This is a genomic window from Aeromonas veronii bv. veronii (genome assembly GCF_000820225.1).
GTDB classification, from domain to species: Bacteria; Pseudomonadota; Gammaproteobacteria; order Enterobacterales; family Aeromonadaceae; genus Aeromonas; species Aeromonas veronii.
Genome location: NZ_CDDK01000034.1, coordinates 13,370 through 31,070 on the forward strand (window position 1 = coordinate 13,370; position 17,701 = coordinate 31,070).

The 17,701-nt window shown below is 58.8% G+C and carries 13 protein-coding genes; 4 read left to right on the forward strand and 9 right to left on the reverse strand.

The window, feature by feature from the left end:
* Positions 1 to 101: 101 nt before the first annotated feature.
* From ppiD to tig, 6 genes are all read right to left on the reverse strand, one after another.
* Positions 102 to 2,015, reverse strand: a complete 1,914-nt coding sequence (gene ppiD, locus BN1139_RS15065; RefSeq protein ID WP_005351338.1) for a peptidylprolyl isomerase — start codon at positions 2,013 to 2,015, stop codon at positions 102 to 104.
* Positions 2,016 to 2,165: 150 nt separating this feature from the next.
* Entirely contained in the window at positions 2,166 to 2,438 is a 273-nt protein-coding gene (gene hupB, locus BN1139_RS15070; RefSeq protein ID WP_005315375.1) for a nucleoid-associated protein HU-beta, read from the reverse strand.
* A 240-nt stretch (positions 2,439 to 2,678) separates the two neighbouring features.
* Positions 2,679 to 5,033, reverse strand: coding sequence for an endopeptidase La (gene lon, locus BN1139_RS15075; protein WP_005336976.1), 2,355 nt, complete (start codon positions 5,031 to 5,033; stop codon positions 2,679 to 2,681).
* 141 nt (positions 5,034 to 5,174) lie between these two features.
* Entirely contained in the window at positions 5,175 to 6,449 is a 1,275-nt protein-coding gene (clpX, locus tag BN1139_RS15080; RefSeq protein ID WP_005336977.1) for an ATP-dependent protease ATP-binding subunit ClpX, read from the reverse strand.
* Positions 6,450 to 6,519: 70 nt separating this feature from the next.
* The gene (gene clpP / locus BN1139_RS15085; RefSeq protein WP_005336979.1) at positions 6,520 to 7,143 is read right to left on the reverse strand and encodes an ATP-dependent Clp endopeptidase proteolytic subunit ClpP; all 624 of its coding nucleotides are present in this window, start codon (positions 7,141 to 7,143) and stop codon (positions 6,520 to 6,522) included.
* A gap of 86 nt (positions 7,144 to 7,229) precedes the next feature.
* Complete coding sequence (gene tig / locus BN1139_RS15090) at positions 7,230 to 8,540, reverse strand: trigger factor (RefSeq protein ID WP_005345092.1); 1,311 nt, start codon at positions 8,538 to 8,540, stop codon at positions 7,230 to 7,232.
* Between the two features lie 441 nt (positions 8,541 to 8,981).
* Here tig and BN1139_RS15095 point away from each other — a divergent pair, with 441 nt between their 5' ends.
* Together BN1139_RS15095 and yfbR are read left to right on the forward strand one after the other, a co-directional pair.
* A complete protein-coding gene (locus tag BN1139_RS15095; RefSeq protein WP_005336982.1) occupies positions 8,982 to 9,416 on the forward strand; it encodes a YccF domain-containing protein in 435 nt (144 codons plus the stop codon).
* Positions 9,417 to 9,508: 92 nt separating this feature from the next.
* On the forward strand, positions 9,509 to 10,099 hold the full coding sequence (gene yfbR / locus BN1139_RS15100) for a 5'-deoxynucleotidase (protein WP_005351327.1): 591 nt from the start codon (positions 9,509 to 9,511) through the stop codon (positions 10,097 to 10,099).
* Between the two features lie 87 nt (positions 10,100 to 10,186).
* Here the strand turns inward: yfbR and lolE are convergent, their stop codons facing one another.
* From lolE to BN1139_RS15115, 3 genes are all read right to left on the reverse strand, one after another.
* On the reverse strand, positions 10,187 to 11,428 hold the full coding sequence (lolE, locus tag BN1139_RS15105) for a lipoprotein-releasing ABC transporter permease subunit LolE (RefSeq protein WP_005351325.1): 1,242 nt from the start codon (positions 11,426 to 11,428) through the stop codon (positions 10,187 to 10,189).
* Entirely contained in the window at positions 11,428 to 12,126 is a 699-nt protein-coding gene (lolD, locus tag BN1139_RS15110) for a lipoprotein-releasing ABC transporter ATP-binding protein LolD (RefSeq protein ID WP_005336988.1), read from the reverse strand. Before lolD ends, lolE begins: the two co-directional genes overlap by 1 nt.
* A gap of 88 nt (positions 12,127 to 12,214) precedes the next feature.
* Positions 12,215 to 13,450: a lipoprotein-releasing ABC transporter permease subunit gene (locus tag BN1139_RS15115; RefSeq protein WP_005345085.1), complete on the reverse strand. Its 1,236-nt coding sequence runs from the start codon at positions 13,448 to 13,450 to the stop codon at positions 12,215 to 12,217.
* Positions 13,451 to 13,526: 76 nt separating this feature from the next.
* On the opposite strand from BN1139_RS15115, the gene BN1139_RS15120 reads away from it, so the two are divergent.
* Both BN1139_RS15120 and mfd read left to right on the forward strand, forming a co-directional pair.
* Positions 13,527 to 14,102: a hypothetical protein gene (locus BN1139_RS15120; RefSeq protein WP_005351323.1), complete on the forward strand. Its 576-nt coding sequence runs from the start codon at positions 13,527 to 13,529 to the stop codon at positions 14,100 to 14,102.
* Between the two features lie 56 nt (positions 14,103 to 14,158).
* A complete protein-coding gene (mfd, locus tag BN1139_RS15125) occupies positions 14,159 to 17,626 on the forward strand; it encodes a transcription-repair coupling factor (protein ID WP_005351319.1) in 3,468 nt (1,155 codons plus the stop codon).
* Positions 17,627 to 17,701 lie beyond the last annotated feature (75 nt).

Below are 17,701 nucleotides of genomic sequence, written 5' to 3' on the forward strand. Positions count from 1 at the left end.
GCAGAGAGCAGAGAGCAGAGCTTAAATATCCCCCCCTCTTGCCCACAGATAAAAAAACGGCTCCATCAAGGAGCCGTTTTCAATGGATTGCGCAGTGCCGATTACTCGACGTTCGCTTCCACACTGCTGAAGTACTCGATCTTGGCCGCTTTGCGCAGCTCGTCGATCAGAGACTTGTAATCCACCTGGGCTTTGCCCTGACCCAGCTGAGCTTGCAGCATGGCGGCCATGCCGGATGCGGCGGCAGGGACGTTGACCTTGTCCAGCGCAACCACAACGCGGTCACCATTGGTCTCGGCAACCAGAGCCACGCTCGGCTTGCCGTCGATCGGATGGGGCAGCGTGAACGCTTGGGCAATCAGGTTCTGATCCAGCTCGCGATCGAAGCGGGCAACCCCTTTGTGGGTCTCCACTTTCAGACCGAGTGCTGTCAGATCGGCGGTGATGCTCTCACCGACCTTCAGCTTGTCCAGCAGGCCCTGGGCCTTGCCACGGGCCACTTCGCTCGCCTTGTCATGCTTGATGGCGGCAATCACCTGCTCTTTCACCTCGGCCAGCGGCTTTACCGCTTTGGGCTTGTGACCAGTGATGTGCAGCACCAGCGCCTTGCCGTCAGCCAGCTCGATCACATCGGAGTTGGTATTGTCATCGCGCAGCTGTTCGGAGAACGCCACGGAGAGCACCTTGGGATCGTTCAGCGGAGCCGGAGCAGTCGCCTGGGTGAAGAAATCGGAAGATTGAACCTTCATCCCCATGGCATCAGCGGTCAGATCCAGCGAGTCCGGGTTTTCGAAGCTGCTGTCAGCCATCTTCTGCTGCTCGGCGAAGAACTTCTCCTTGGCCTTGTCAGCTTGCAGACGAGTGATGGTCTCTTCTTTCACATCGGCAAACGGCTTGGTCTGGGCTGCTTCAACCCCCAGCAGCTTGATGATGTGGAAACCGAATGGGCTCTTCACCACGGTGGAGAGATCGCCAGCCTTGTTCAGGGCGAACGCGGCTTTCTCGAAGGCCGGATCCATCACCCCTTTCTCGAACCAGTCCAGCTCGCCGCCTTTTTTGGCAGAGAAGGTATCGGAAGAGTCAGCCTTGGCCAGCGCAGCGAAATCATCACCCGCCTTGGCTTTGGCCAGCACGGCTTCTGCTTTCTGCTCGGCCGCTTTCTCATCCTTGCCAAACGGGATAAGGATGTGAGCCACGTGGCGACGCTCGGCACGCTGGAACAGATCCTGGTGCTGATCGTAGTAATCCTGGGCATCCTGCTCGGTGACCTTGATATCCTTGGCGAGGTTGGCAGCGTCCAGCAGCAGATAGTCGACCTTGACCTGCTCGTCGTTCATGAAACGGGCGCCATTGGTCTTGTAGTACTGCTCCAGCTCGTTGTCGGAGACCTGAACGTCAGCCATGTAGTTGGCAGCAGCCAGACGCACCAGACGCAGATCGCGAGTCTGGTTGTAGAGCTTGTCGAGCTGCTCCGCTTCACCCTTGAGGGAGAATTCGGTGCCCAGCAGGGCGCTCATCAACTGTTGACGCACCATGTCCTGACGCAGGGAGTCACGGAACATTTCAGGAGTCATGCCGGCACGACGGATCAGCTGCAGATAGCGGTCATTGTTGAACTTGCCGTTCTCGGCAAACTCCGGCATGGCCACGATGGCTTGCTTGATCTGTTCGTCACTGATACGCAGACCCAGTTCACGGGCCTTGCTGTCCAGCAGCGCCTGATCGATCAGGCGATCCAGCACACCGCGACGGAACTGTTTCATGTAATCGGGGTTCGCGGCCAGCTGGCTGAATGCCTCTCCCATCTGGGATTCCATGCGGGCGCGCTCGTTACGGTAGGCATTTTCCAGTGCCGCAGCACTGATCTCGGTGCCATTGACGGTGGCGGGGGCGGTACGGGCCGGGCCGTTCAGGTAACTACCTACACCAGCCAAGGCAAAGGAGAGGATGATCAGGCCCAAGATAACCTTGGCTACCTTGCCCTGCGCCCCTTCGCGTAGTTTATCCAACATCATGTTTGTACTTATGCTCCCGAACTCGATGGGCGTAAACAATAAAAAGGCGCACCGATTGCGATGCGCCTTGGTCAATCAGTATGAGAGAAGACTCTCTAACTTGTCTGGTCTGCGACCAAGGACGGTAGCCGACGGATATCAGCGACCGACTTAGTTAACAGCGTCTTTCAGGGCCTTACCGGCTTTGAAGGCAGGAACTTTACCAGCAGCGATTTCGATGGTCGCGCCAGTCTGCGGGTTACGGCCTGAACGGGCAGCACGCTCGCGTACAGCGAAAGTACCGAAACCAACCAGAGCAACCTGGTCACCCTCTTTCAGCGCTTCACCAACAGCATCAATGAAGGCATCCAACGCACGGCCAGCGGCAGCTTTGGAGATATCGGCACCGTCTGCAATCTTGTCAATCAGTTGAGATTTATTCACTCTTATATTCCCCTTTTATCAAACACCGCTGCGGCGCTGATTTCCCTGGCCACAACAAGTGGAGGTTTTATAGCAAGCCTCCTGATCAGTTGCAAGTGACAATCTGGCGCAAACCCGCGCCACACAACGCATTGCGACTCATCACGAGTACCCGATCGGTGGTCAAGGCTACTTCCGTTATCGGGCGCATGCAAGCCTTAACCACCCGCCGAATGCGCCAAATTTGCGGCGCATCAACATTTACACGACAGAAACGCGCTCAAACCCCTGTGGATTGTCCTGCAACGCCAATTCCAGCACCTCGTCAATCCAGCGAACCGGATAAATTTCAAGGTCTTGTTTGACGTTTGCCGGGATCTCCTCAAGGTCACGCTCGTTCTCTTTCGGAATAAGCACTCGCTTGATGCCGCCACGATGGGCTGCCAGCAACTTCTCCTTGAGACCACCGATGGGCAGCACTTCGCCGCGCAAGGTGATCTCCCCTGTCATCGCCACATCAGCACGAACCGGATTACCGGTCAAGCTGGAGACCAGGGCGGTACACATGGCGATACCGGCGCTCGGGCCATCTTTCGGGGTTGCCCCTTCCGGTACGTGCACGTGGATATCGCGCTTCTCGTAGAAGTCGGCGTTGATGCGCAGCTTCTCGGCACGGGCCCGTACGACCGTCATGGCCGCCTGGATGGACTCCTGCATCACGTCACCGAGGGAACCGGTATAAGTGAGCTTGCCCTTGCCCGGCATGTTGGTGGTCTCGATGGTGAGCAGATCGCCCCCCACTTCGGTCCACGCCAGACCACACACCTGACCCACCTGGTTCTGGTCGGTGGCCTTGCCGTAATCGAAACGCTGCACCCCGAGGAACTCCTTGAGGTTCTCCTGATTGACCTGAACATGCTTGATGCTCTTGTCCAGCAGGATACGCTTGACCGCCTTGCGACAAATCTTGGAGATCTCGCGCTCCAGACTCCGCACACCCGCCTCGCGGGTGTAGTAGCGGATCACTCCAACCAGGGCAGAATCTTCGATGGTGATCTCGGACTCTTTCAGGCCGTTGCGCTGGATCTGCTTGGCAACCAGATGCTGCTTGGCAATGTTGAGCTTCTCATCTTCGGTGTAACCGGAGAGACGGATCACTTCCATCCGGTCCAGCAAGGGACCCGGAATGTTCATGGAGTTGGAGGTGGCCACGAACATGACGTCCGACAGGTCATAATCCACTTCCAGATAGTGATCGTTGAAGCTGTTGTTCTGTTCCGGATCCAGCACTTCCAGCAAGGCGGATGCGGGATCGCCACGCATGTCCGAGCTCATCTTGTCGATCTCGTCGAGCAGGAACAGCGGGTTCTTCACGCCGACTTTCGCCATCTTCTGGATGAGTTTGCCGGGCATGGAACCGATATAGGTACGGCGGTGACCGCGGATCTCCGCTTCGTCACGCACCCCACCCAGAGCCATCCGCACATATTTGCGGCCTGTCGCCTTGGCGATGGATTGGCCCAGCGAGGTCTTGCCCACACCGGGAGGCCCAACCAGACAGAGGATGGGGCCCTTGAGCTTGTTCACCCGCGCCTGTACCGCCAGATATTCGAGGATGCGATCCTTGACCTTCTCGAGGCCATAGTGATCGGCATCCAGCACCTCTTGCGCCTTGCCAAGGTCTTTCTTGACCTTGGATCGCGCCTTCCACGGCACCTGTACCATCCAGTCCACATAGCTGCGAACCACGGTAGCCTCGGCGGACATGGGAGACATCATCTTCAGCTTGGCAAGCTCGGCCTGGGCCTTTTCACGGGCATCTTCCGGCATGCCAGCCTCTTCAATCTTGCGATTGAGGGCTTCAAACTCATCCGGGCTATCTTCCAGCTCACCCAGCTCTTTCTGGATGGCCTTCATCTGCTCGTTGAGGTAATACTCGCGCTGGCTCTTTTCCATCTGCTTCTTGACGCGAGTACGGATGCGCTTCTCGACCTGCAGCAGGTCAATTTCCGACTCCATCATCGCCATCAGGAATTCGATGCGCTCGGAAACCGAGACGATCTCCAGCACCTTCTGCTTGTCTTCCAACTTGAGCGGCATGTGGGCCGCCATGGTGTCAGCCAGACGCGCAGCATCGTCGATCGCCGAGATCGAGGTCAGTACCTCGGGCGGGATCTTCTTGTTGAGCTTGATATAGCCTTCAAACTGGCCGATGGCGGAGCGAACCAGTACTTCCTGATCCTTCTCCTCAATGGCTTGGGAGGGGATGTACTGGGCCTCGCAGACAAAGAAATCCTTGTCGTCGATCATCCGCTCCAGGCGGGCACGCTGTCCCCCCTCTACCAGCACCTTGACGGTGCCGTCCGGCAGCTTGAGCATCTGCAGAATATTGGCCACTGTCCCGACGGTGAAGATCTCCTCCACCGTTGGCTCATCGGTTGACGCATCCTTCTGGGCCACCAGCAGAACTTTCTTGTCCTGCTCCATGGCCGCTTCCAGACAGCGAATGGATTTTTCCCGCCCCACAAAGAGTGGAATGACCATGTGGGGATAAACCACCACGTCACGAAGAGGCAGGACGGGAATCTCGATGCGTTCTGAACGCTCTAGGTTCATATATGTCCTCTCGGCTTGTTATACCGTTGGCAAAGCGCTTGGCTGAGTATATGGGGGCGCTGAGATGAGATTCAATCGCCGAAACCGTAAAAAGCATGAAAGGGGCAAAAAGCCCCTTCCATTTGATTAAAAATCAGACATTTACTCTGATGCAGCAGCCTGAGTTTCGGGATTTTCGTAGATCATCAAGGGCGCAGAGTCCCCTTTGATCACGGTCTCGTCGATCACCACCTTGCTGACCCCTTCCAGAGAAGGCAGGTCATACATGGTATCCAGCAGCACGGCTTCCACGATGGAACGCAGACCACGAGCACCGGTTTTACGCTCCATCGCCTTGCGGGCAATGGCGTTGAGTGCGTCGTCACGGAACTCCAGCTCAACCCCTTCCAGATCGAACAACGCCGCGTACTGTTTGGTCAGCGCGTTTTTCGGCTCTTTCAGGATCTGGATAAGGGCAGACTCATCCAGCTCGGTCAGGGTCGCGACCACCGGCAGACGGCCGATGAACTCGGGGATCAGACCATACTTGATCAGATCTTCCGGCTCTACCTTGGCGAAGGTCTCGCTCAGGGTGGCCTTGGCATCCTTGGATTTCACCTCGGCGCCAAAACCGATACCGGTTCCCTTCACGGAACGCTGCTCGATCACCTTGTCCAGACCGGCAAAGGCACCGCCACAGATGAAGAGGATCTTGGAGGTATCAACCTGCAAGAACTCCTGCTGCGGATGCTTGCGACCACCTTGCGGCGGCACGGAAGCAATGGTCCCTTCGATCAGCTTGAGCAGGGCCTGCTGTACCCCTTCCCCGGAGACATCGCGGGTGATGGAGGGGTTGTCCGACTTGCGGGAGATCTTGTCGATCTCGTCGATGTAGACGATGCCACGCTGGGCTTTCTCTACGTCGTAGTCGCACTTTTGCAGCAGCTTCTGGATGATGTTCTCCACGTCCTCGCCCACATAACCGGCTTCGGTCAGGGTGGTCGCATCGGCCATGGTGAACGGCACATCCAGCAGACGAGCCAGAGTCTCGGCCAGCAGGGTCTTGCCGCTACCGGTCGGGCCAATCAGCAGGATGTTGGATTTGCCGAGCTCCACACCACTGTTTTCGCCGCTGTTGCGCAGACGCTTGTAGTGGTTGTAGACGGCAACGGCCAACACCTTCTTGGCGTACTCCTGCCCGATCACATAGTCATCGAGATGAGCGCGGATCTGATGAGGGGTCGGCAGCTCGTTACCATCGCGCTTGGGCGAGATCTCGCGGATCTCTTCGCGGATGATGTCGTTGCACAGCTCGACGCACTCATCACATATGTAGACGGAAGGGCCAGCGATCAGCTTGCGCACTTCATGCTGGCTTTTGCCGCAAAAAGAGCAGTAGAGCAGCTTATCACCCTCACCCTTGCGTTTCTCTGTCATTCAGCAACCTCGTTTTATCAATAGAGGATGGATCGGCCTGTTGAGTTTACAACAGACCGGGACACCCTGCTCAGCTACGCTGGCTCAGGACACCGTCTACCAGACCATAGGCCACGGCCTGCTCGGCGGACATGAAGTTGTCACGATCGGTGTCACGCTCGATAGTAGCCATGTCTTGACCGGTGTGGAACGCCAGGCGCTCGTTCAGGGTATTTTTGATCTTCAGGATCTCCTGGGCGTGGATCTGGATATCAGATGCCTGACCCTGGAAGCCACCCAGCGGCTGGTGGATCATCACGCGGGCGTTAGGCAGGCAGAAACGCTTGCCCTTGGCGCCACCGGCCAGCAGGAAGGCACCCATGGAGCAGGCCTGCCCCATGCAGACGGTGCTGACATCCGGCTTGATGAACTGCATGGTGTCATAGATGGACATGCCCGCAGTCACCGAACCACCCGGCGAGTTGATGTAGATATAGATGTCCTTGTCCGGATTCTCGGACTCGAGGAACAGCAACTGGGCAACCACCAGATTGGCCATGTGATCTTCAACCTGACCAGTCAGGAAGATCACCCGCTCTTTCAGCAGACGGGAGTAAATATCGTAGGAACGTTCACCCTTGGCAGTCTGTTCGACCACGATGGGGACCAGCGCATTGCTGGGAGAATCGGTCATATCGTTATAGTTCTTGTACATAAGGCATTGTCCCTAAAATAAAATGGCCCGAGTGGAGATCACACGAGCCATTATACTTAACAGTCTTGACCTTAAGTCAAATGTTCTTAGGCAGCGGCGCCAGACTTGTTGATCACTTCGTCAAAGGCAACTTCTTTTTCGGTCACTTGCGCTTTGGACAGGATCAGGTCGATAGCTTGATCTTCTACTGCCAGGTTACGAACGCCGTTCAGCATCTGTTCGTTCTTCTGGTAGTACTCGATCACTTCCTTCGGATCTTCGTAGGCAGTCGCCATGGACTCGATGATGCTGTTTACACGGGCATCGTCAGCCTTGATCTCGTTGGTACGGATCACGTCACCCAGCAGCAGGCCTACGCGTACACGACGCTCGGCTTGAGCCTGGAACAGTTCAGCCGGCAGCTCGGGAGCGTTGCCGCCCTGGAAGCCACCGAAACGCTGCAGAGCCTGCTGACGCAGTGCGTCGATCTCTTGAGCAACGGCAGCTTTCGGCAGGTCGATTTGGTTGGCTTCAACCAGACCGTTCAGAACCTGCTCTTTCACGCTGTTTTTCAGGGCTTGAGCCAGTTCGCGCTCCATGTTCTTGCGCACTTCGGCTTTCAGCTCTTCAACAGAACCGCTTTCGATACCGAAACGCTTCACGAACTCTTCGGTCAGCTCAGGCAGGATCTGCTCTTCAACCTTGATCAGCTTGGAAGCGAACTTGGCTTCTTTGCCTTTCAGGTTTTCAGCGTGGTAGTCAGCCGGGAAGGTCACTTCGATGGTGAACTCGTCGCCCGCTTTCTTGCCCAGGATGGCGTCTTCGAAGCCCGGGATCATGCGGCCAGCGCCCAGCACCAGGTTGAAGCCTTCAGCTTTGCCGCCATCGAACTCTTCACCGTCAATGGAACCGACGAAGTCCATGGTCACACGCATGCCATTGGCAGCGGCAACATCGGCATCAGCCCAGGTAGCGTGCTGCTTGCGCAGGGTGTCGATCATGTTGGCCAGATCTTCATCCTTCACGGTCGCAACCGGCTTCTCGACCTTGATGGTCTCGAGACCTGCAACTTCGAACTCCGGATACACTTCGAAAGTGGCGGTGAATTCGAAATCCTGACCTTCTTTGATCTCTTTCGGATCCATGGTCGGGGCACCGGCCGGGCTCAGTTTGTTTTCGATGATGGCTTTGATGAAGTTGCTCTGCATCATTTCATCAGCAACGCGGGCGTGAGCCATGGCGCCGAACATCTTCTTGATGATGGCAACCGGAGCCTTGCCAGGACGGAAACCGTCGATGCGACGAGTTTTGGCCAGGCCATTCAATTCTTTACGCACAGCGGCGTCTACGGTAGCGGCCGGTACAGTGATGGTAAGACGGCGTTCCAGACCCTGGGTTGTCTCTACAGAAACTTGCATTCTTCTACCTCGTTCAACTCAGCACTGTGTGCTGACCCTTTATTGCCCCTGGGCAAAGCCCGGAGTCTTCCTGTTTATAAAGACAACGATATGTCTTTGTGATGAGAAAATATGACGCGGCATTATAGCGGCGCACTTTGGTCGAGTCGAGCCACACATCCCCCACATTGAGCGGCGTGCAAGCACAATTCGTGCAAAACTGCCCTTTATATGGGGAGAGAGGAGCCCGACTTCAACTATCCGATGGCAATAATTTTGCGTTTGTTCACCTTTTTTCATCCGAACGCCGCTTTATTGCCCATCTTTCGCCGAAAAACAGCCCACCGTTGCGGGCGGCGACTCAATTTGACCAGCCAAATGGCGATTGGGCCAATCAACCATTGCGTCCCTACCCCTCCCTCGTTATGGTGGCAACCAAATTGATGATCTGGAGTCACTCACATGGCCTTTTTCCGCTTCTTGTTCAATCTGCTCTGGTTTGTACTGGGAGGTGTCTTTATGGGCCTGGCCTGGTGGCTGGCCGGTCTTGTCTGCTTTATCTCGCTGGTCGGCATCCCCTGGGGACGAGCCTGCTTCGTGATCGGCACCTTTACCTTCTTCCCGTTTGGCAAGCAGGCCGTCAATCGCAAGACCATGACCGGCCAGAGCGATATCGGCACCGGCACTCTGGGACTGATTGGCAATATCCTCTGGTTTGTGCTGATCGGTGTCTGGCTGGCCATCGGCCACATCGCTTCCGCGCTGGCCTGCTTCGTAACCATTATCGGTATCCCGTTCGGTATCCAGCACCTCAAGCTGGCACTCATCAGTCTGGCTCCTATCGGCCAGATGATTGTGACCAACCAGGAGGCTGAATCGGGCCGCTATATCCGCTAAACACGGGAAATGCGCGGGCAGACGCTGCCCTGCAACGAAAAAAAGGGCAGACTAGGGTCTGCCCTTTTCTATTCTCTTTTGTTGAGGCCATCATGTTACCCAGCCATTTTTTTGCCAATCTCGCCCGCATGAAACTCATCTACCGCTGGCCCCTGATGCGCAACATCCAGCCGGAAAACATTGCCGAGCACAGCCTGCAGGTGGCCATGGTGGCCCATGCCCTCGGCATCATCAAAAACCGGCTGTTTGGCGGCAACGTGAATGCCGACCGCGCCGCGGTGATGGCCCTCTATCACGACAGCAGTGAGGTGCTGACCGGCGATCTGCCCACCCCGGTCAAATACTTCAACCCCGAGATCGCCCGCGAGTACAAGAAGATAGAGCTGGCCGCCGAACAGCGTCTGCTTGGCATGCTGCCGCCAGAACTGATCGATGACTTTCGCCCCTTGCTCGATTCGGCAGCCCAGGATGACGAGCTGGCCAGGCTGGTCAAGGATGCCGACACCCTCTGCGCCTATACCAAGTGTCTGGAGGAGATCAACGCGGGCAACCGGGAGTTCGAACCGGCTCGCAAGCGCCTCGAGGCCATGCTGGAAGCCCGGATGAGCGAGGAGATGCGCTACTTTATCGACACCTTTGTGGCCAGCTTCTCCCTGCCACTTGATGAGCTTAACGCTCACTAAGCCAGTCTACATGACCTGAAAACAGAAGGGCCCGCCGGTTTGCACCAGCGGGCCCTTCGTTATTTATGGCGCATTAGATGCAACCCATCAGTGGCCCAGCTCGCGGGAGGGTACCAGACCGCTCGCCCGCCAGGCGGGATAGAGGGTCGCCAACAGACTCATCAGTATGGCGGCGCCCGTCACGATGAGCAGATCCTGCATATGCAACTCGGTCGGCAAAAAGTCGATGAAGTAGATATCCGGATTGAGGAAGCGGTGGCCAATAAGCTTCTCGATGACACCCAGGATCTGGGTCAGCTTGCTCGAAAGCAGCCCGCCCAGCAGGGCACCGAGCAGGGCACCGGCCACGCCGTTGACCATCCCCTGAATGACGAAGGTGAGCCGGATCTGGCCGGGGCTCGCCCCCATGGTTTTCAGGATGGCGATCTCGCTGCGCTTCTCGTTCACCGCCATCACCAGAGTGGAGACGATGTTGAAACAGGCGACGGCCACCACCATCAGCATCACCACATACATGACGGTACGCACCATCTGGATGTCCTGATAGAGGTAGCCCTGGCTGTTCATCCAGCTGCGGATGTAAACATGATGAGGGAACTGCTGCGCCGCGGCGATCGTAATATTTTGTGCATTAAGCACATCGCTCACCCGCAGGCTGAAGCCCTCCACATCGCTGCCCATGCCGGTGATCGCTTGCGCATCGGCCAGATGCATAAAGCCGAGCAGACCGTCGAGCTGGCCGCCAATTTCCAGCAGTCCCACCACGGTCAGGGCTTCGCGCCGGGGATTCTTGATCCCGGCCTGATCGCCCCCTTGCGGCAGCAGCAGGGCGACCGAGTCCCCCACCTTGACCCCCAGCTTGTCAGCGATGGTCTTGCCCAAGATCACCCCACGTTCACCCGGTTGCAGCTCACGCAGACCACGGCCCGTCATGTATTTGCCTGCATCCGACAGATTGGCTTCCAGATCGGGCAGCACGGCGCGCAGTTGCACCCCCTTGAGGGCAGATCCATGCTCCAGAAGGCCATTGAGGCGAATGACCGGCGCGGCCGCCTCAACGCCCGGCTGAGCCAGCAGGTAGTCGCGCAGACGTGGCCAATCTGGCAGCGGCCGCTCGACGGCGTCCAGCTCACCTTGCGGCACGACCGAGAGCACCCGATCTTTAAGCTCCCGCTCGAAACCGTTCATGGCGGAGAGGCCCAGGATAAGCGCCATCACCCCGAGGGCGATACCGATCAAGGAAGAGGCAGAGATAAAGGCGATAAACCCGTTGCGACGGCGGGAGCGGCTGTAACGCAGGCCCAGAAAGAGGGGCAGCGGTTTGAACATCAGGCAACCTCCGCCATCACGCCGCTCACCAGGGTCACCCGGCGATGGAGCTTGGCCGCGAGGCTCAAGTCGTGAGTCACTACCACAAACGCAGTGCCCAGTTCACGATTCAGTTCACACAGCAGTTCATACACCGCAGTGGCACTGGCATGATCCAGATTGCCGGTGGGTTCATCCGCCAGCACCAGACTCGGTTCGTTGACCAGCGCCCGGGCGATCGCCACCCGCTGACGTTCGCCACCGGAGAGCTCGGAGGGACGGTGATTCAAGCGATGGGAGAGCCCTACCCGCCCCAGCATCTTGGTTGCCTTTTCTGTGGCAACCGCCACCGACTCACCGGCGATCAGCAGCGGCATGGCAGCATTTTCCAACGCACTGAACTCGGAGAGCAGGTGGTGGAACTGATAGACAAAGCCCAGCTCGCGGTTGCGAAAACGGGCCTGGGTACGGCTGTCCCAATGGTGAATATCCTCCCCCTTGAACAGCACGGCGCCACTGGAGGGGTTGTCCAGCGCCCCCATCAGATGCAGCAGAGTGGTCTTGCCGGAGCCCGAGCTCCCCACCACCGCCAGCATTTCACCGGGCGCGACACAGAGATCGATCCCCTTAAGCACCTGAGTCTCCAGCTCCCCCTCTTTATAGACATGATTGAGCGCCTGGCAGCGCAGCAGAGGTTCACGGGATACGGCTTCATTCATAACAGGGGCTCCACTTGCCTCGGTAACAACGCTGGCACCCGCAACTACGGGGGCACCAGTCACAACAGAAGATGCATTATTCACGGCATTACTCATAACGCAGCGCCTCGGCCGGTTTCACCCGCGCGGCGCGGGCCGCCGGATAGAGGGTGGCACTGAAGCTCAGCAGCACGGCGCCCAGCAAGATGGTGATGACCTGAGCCGGCTCGACAATGACCGGCAGGCCACTGCCGCCCGCCGCCATATAGAGGTTGAGCCCCACCGCATTGAGCAGAGGGTTGAGACCCAAGGAGAGCGCAAGGCCCGCCAGTCCGCCAAACAGGGCACCAATCACCCCGCTGGAGGCGCCAAGCACCATAAAGATCTTGACGATCCCTGATTCACTCATACCCATGGTGCGCAGGATGGCCACTTCGCCCTCCTTGTCCGTCACCACCATCACCAGCGCGGAGAGGATGTTAAAGGTGGCGACGGCGATGATCAGCACCAGCATCAGCCCCATCATCCGTTTTTCCATGGCGACCGCCTGGAACAGCTCGCCCCGCTCGCGGCGCCAATCCTGCCACAGCAGCCCATCCGGCAGCGGCGTCTTGATCACCTCGTCAGCGGCAAAGGGATCATCGAGCCAGAGGCGAATGCCACCGACGGTTTCTGGCGGCAGGCGCAGCAGCCGCTGGGCATCCCCCAGCGCGATCAGCGCAATCTGGTTATCCACATCGGCGCCGACCCCGAAGATGCCGGAGACGGTAAAGAGGCGCTGGGCCGGTACCCGGCCAAACGGGGTAAAGCGGGTCCCTTCGGTCAGGATCAGGCGAACCTGATCGCCGATGGAAACATTGAGGCGGCGTGCCACCCCCTGCCCCAGCACGATGCGGTAGTGGCCAGCCTGCAGGGTATCGAGGCGCCCCCCCAGCATCTGGCTGTGGAGGATGTCATCCTTGGGCCACTTCGCAGGGTCGATCCCCTGCACGCTCACCCCGGTCAGCTGGCCGGGGCTTTGCAGCATCCCTTCGCTGTCGAGCATGGGGGCCGAGGCAACCACATGGGGTAATTTGGCCAGATCCGGCAAGCCTTGCGGGTCTGCATCAATGCGGCCAGCCTGATTGGTCACCACCACATGGGGGATCACCCCGAGGATGCGCCCTTTGAGCTGCCCTTCGAAACCGTTCATCACCGAAATGACCACCATCAGGGCGGCAACCCCGATGGCAATGCCAAAGGTAGAGAACAGGGAGATAAATGAGACGAAGCGATTGCTGCGCTTCGAGCCTGCATAACGCAGGCCGATGGCCAGCGAAAGGGGCTGAAAAAGTCCGGTCTTCAAGGATATGTACGTTGCCAACAAAATAAGATACCGGATAATAAAGGGAAACCGTCCATGACAACAAGGGATAGCCTCCATGCAGGAACAGTTCTTCAGCGTCACTCATGCCACGCCGGTCAATGTGATCCCCATGCCGGCCGACTTCCACCTCCCCTCTCTGGAGGAGCTGGACGCTGAGCTGCCGGAGCCCTTTCGGATCTCTTCGGCCATTACCTCCATCGATCTGGTGACCACTCGCCTGCTGCGCAACCAGAACGAGTCGATGCACGATCTGATCGAGATCGTCAATCAGCAGTCCCGCAAGATCGACATGATCATGGGCTATGTGCTCTCCCTGCAGGACCATCCGGAGCAGCGCTTCCACACCCTGCGCTTCGGGGCTGGCCAGCTCACCTACCTGCACCCCTATCATGATCACGGGGATGCGCCGCACCTGCACCAGATCGTCCGCCTCAAGATATTCCTGCGGGAAGAGGCGGCCGCCATCTACTGCTATGGCCAGGTCAAACAGCTCGACGGCGGTGAACATGGCACACATGTGCAGCTCGACTATGTGCGGATCCGCGAAGATGACCGCGAACTGCTGGTTCGTGCCAGCCTCCACGTGCAATCGAAGCAGCTCAAGCTGCGCGCCCAAGAACGTCAGCGCTAACCAGAGCGAACGTCAGCGATAGATAACGTCAACGTTAAAAGAATCGAACCATGCCAATGACACTCCCCGCCTTGCCCGCCAAAGCGGGCCAAAAGATCACGCTCGGCCAGCTGGTCGGCAGCAGCCTCTCGCTGATTGCAGCCCGTCTCACCAGTGAAGCCAAGGGGCCGGTACTGCTTATCACCGCCGATACCCCGAGCGCCCTGCGCCTGGAGCAGGAGCTTCAGTATTTGCTGGCAGACAAGCAGCTAGCCGATCAGTCCGCCCCCGTATTGCTGTTCCCCGATTGGGAGACCCTGCCCTACGACACCTTCTCTCCTCATCAGGACATCATTTCCCAGCGGCTCGAGACTCTCTACAAGCTGCCGCAGATGAGCAAGGGGGTATTGATTGTCCCCATCTCCACCCTGATGTTGCGCTGCGCCCCCCGGGTCTATCTCGACAAATACAGCCTGATGGTGAAGGCCGGCCAGCGCCTCAATCTGCAACAGCTGCGCGGGCGGCTGGCCGAGGCGGGTTACGTGGCGGTGGATCAGGTGCTGGAACATGGCGAATTTGCCGCCCGCGGCTCCCTGCTCGATCTCTTCCCCATGGGCAGTAGCAGCCCCTATCGCATCGACTTCTTCGACGATGAAGTGGACTCCATCCGCCCGTTCGATCCCGAAACCCAGCGCTCCAGCGAACCGGTCAAGACGGTCAGCCTGCTGCCCGCCCGGGAATACCCTACCGACGAGGCAGCAATCGAACTGTTTCGCGGCCAGTTCCGCGAGCAGTTCGAGCTGTCGCGGGCCGAGGGTTCCGTCTATCAGGAGGTGAGCAAGGGACGCTGGCCCGCCGGCATCGAGTATTATCTGCCGCTCTTCTTCAACCAGACCGCCAGCCTGTTTGACTACCTGCCGGAAGAGACCCTGCTGCTCACCGTGGGGGATATCTACCCCGCCGCCCAGCGCTTCTGGAACGACATCGGCCAGCGCTATGAAGACAGACGCTGGGACAACACCCGCCCACTGCTGCCCCCGGCCCAGCTCTATCTGCCGGTGGAGCAGCTCTTTGCCTCCCTCGGCCAATATGGCGCGGTGCGGCTGCAAGAGGCCGCCACCGCCGGTGATGCCGGTCAGCACGATCTGCCCATCTCCGCGCTGCCCGATCTGCAACTCGATCACAGCAAGGAGCAACCTCTGCTGGCGCTTAACCAGTTCCTGCAAGGCTTTGCCGGGCGCACCCTGTTTGCGGTGGAATCCGAAGGGCGACGGGAGGTGCTCGGCGATCTGCTGGCGCGTATCTCGCTGCACCCCAAAGAGTTCCCCTCCCTCGACGCCTTTATGGCGAGCCCGGATCGCCACGGCCTCTTGGTTGCACCGCTTGAACGTGGCTTCCTGTGGCAGGAGGTCGGTCAGGATCCACTGGCGCTGATCACCGAGACCGAACTGCTGGGCGGCAAAGTGCGCAGCAAGCGGGCGCGGGAGAAGAGCAAAAACTTAAGCTCCGATGCGGTGATCAGAAACCTGGGCGAGCTGACCCAGGGTCAGCCGGTGGTCCATCTGGATCACGGGGTCGGCCGCTATCTGGGACTGGAAACCATCGATGCCGGTGGCCTGCCCACCGAGTTTTTGACCCTCGAATATGCCGGCGGCGACAAGCTGTTCGTGCCGGTCACCAGTTTGCACCTTATCAGCCGCTACACCGGTTCTGATAACCCGCCCAGCCACAAGCTCGGCGGCGAAGCCTGGAGCAAGGCGCGGCGCAAGGCGGCGGAGAAGGTGCGCGACGTGGCAGCCGAGTTGCTCGATGTCTATGCCCACCGCGCCGCTCGCGCCGGGTTTGCCTTCAAGCACGACAAAGAGGCCTATCGCCAGTTTGCCGCCAGCTTCCCGTTCGAGGAGACCGACGATCAGCTCAACGCCATCAATGCGGTGCTGGGGGACATGTGTCAGGCCAAGAGCATGGACCGACTGGTGTGCGGCGACGTCGGTTTCGGCAAAACCGAAGTGGCTATGCGGGCGGCGTTTGTGGCCGTGCATGGCGGCAAACAGGTCGCTGTGCTGGTGCCCACCACCCTGCTGGCGCAACAGCACTACGACAACTTCCGCGACCGCTTCGCCAACTGGCCGGTGCGGGTCGAGGTGCTGAGCCGCTTCCGCTCCGCCAAGGAGCAGAGCGCTGTGATGAAGGAATTGGCCGAAGGCAAGGTGGATATCATCATCGGCACCCACAAGCTGCTCGGCTCCGAACTCACCTTCAAGGATCTGGGACTGCTCATCGTCGATGAGGAGCACAGATTCGGGGTGCGCCAAAAGGAGAAGATCAAGGCACTGCGGGCCGATGTGGATATCCTCACCCTCACCGCCACTCCCATTCCGCGCACCCTCAATATGGCGATGTCCGGCATGCGGGATCTCTCCATCATCGCCACCCCACCCGCCAAACGACTCGCCATCAAGACCTTCGTGCGCCAGCACGAACCGGCGGTAGTGCGCGAGGCGGTGCTGCGTGAACTCAAACGTGGCGGCCAGGTCTACTACCTGCACAACGACGTCGAGAGCATCGAGAAGTGCGCCGCCGATCTGGCGGAACTGGTACCCGAGGCCCGCATCGGCATCGCCCACGGCCAGATGCGCGAGCGCGACCTTGAGCGGATCATGTCCGACTTCTACCACCAGCGCTTCAACCTGCTGGTTTGCACCACCATTATCGAGACCGGTATCGACGTTCCGAGCGCCAACACCATCATCATGGATCGGGCGGATCACCTAGGATTGGCCCAGCTGCACCAGCTGCGGGGCCGGGTTGGCCGCTCCCACCATCAGGCCTACGCCTACCTGCTCACCCCCCATCCCAAGCTGATGACCAAGGATGCGGCCAAGCGGCTGGAGGCGATTGCCTCGCTGGAAGATCTCGGTGCCGGTTTTGCGCTGGCGACCCACGATCTGGAGATCCGTGGCGCGGGCGAACTGCTCGGCGATGATCAGAGCGGCCAGATCGAATCGGTCGGCTTCACCCTCTACATGGAGATGCTGGAGCAGGCGGTCGAGGCGCTGAAAAATGGCAAAGAGCCATCGCTGGAGCAACTGATGAGCCAGCACACCGAGGTGGAGCTGCGCCTGCCTGCGCTGCTGCCGGATGACTACATCCCGGACGTCAATATGCGCCTCTCCATGTACAAGCGGATCGCCAGCGCGGCGGACGAACAGGAGCTACGGGAGCTGAAAGTGGAGCTGATCGACCGCTTTGGTCTCTTGCCGGAGGCAACCAAAACCCTGCTGGAGCTGGCCGCTTTCCGCCAGCGTGCCACCGCCCTTGGCATTCGCCGGGTGGAGATGAGCGAGCGTGGCGGCTATCTCGACTTCACCCAGGAGACCAAGGTCAATCCGGCCTATCTGGTCAAGCTGCTCTCCAGCCAGCCAAGGGTCTACAAGATGGACGGGCCGACCCGGTTGCGTTTCCAGGTACCGACCCAGGATCGCGCCATGCGCCTGAAACTGGTGGATGGTTTGCTGGCTGATCTGGCCAACAACAGCCTGTGAATATCTGCAACGCTGGCGGCGAGCCAGAGAGATAATGCCAACTAAAACGGGAGCCATATCGGCTCCCGTTTTGTT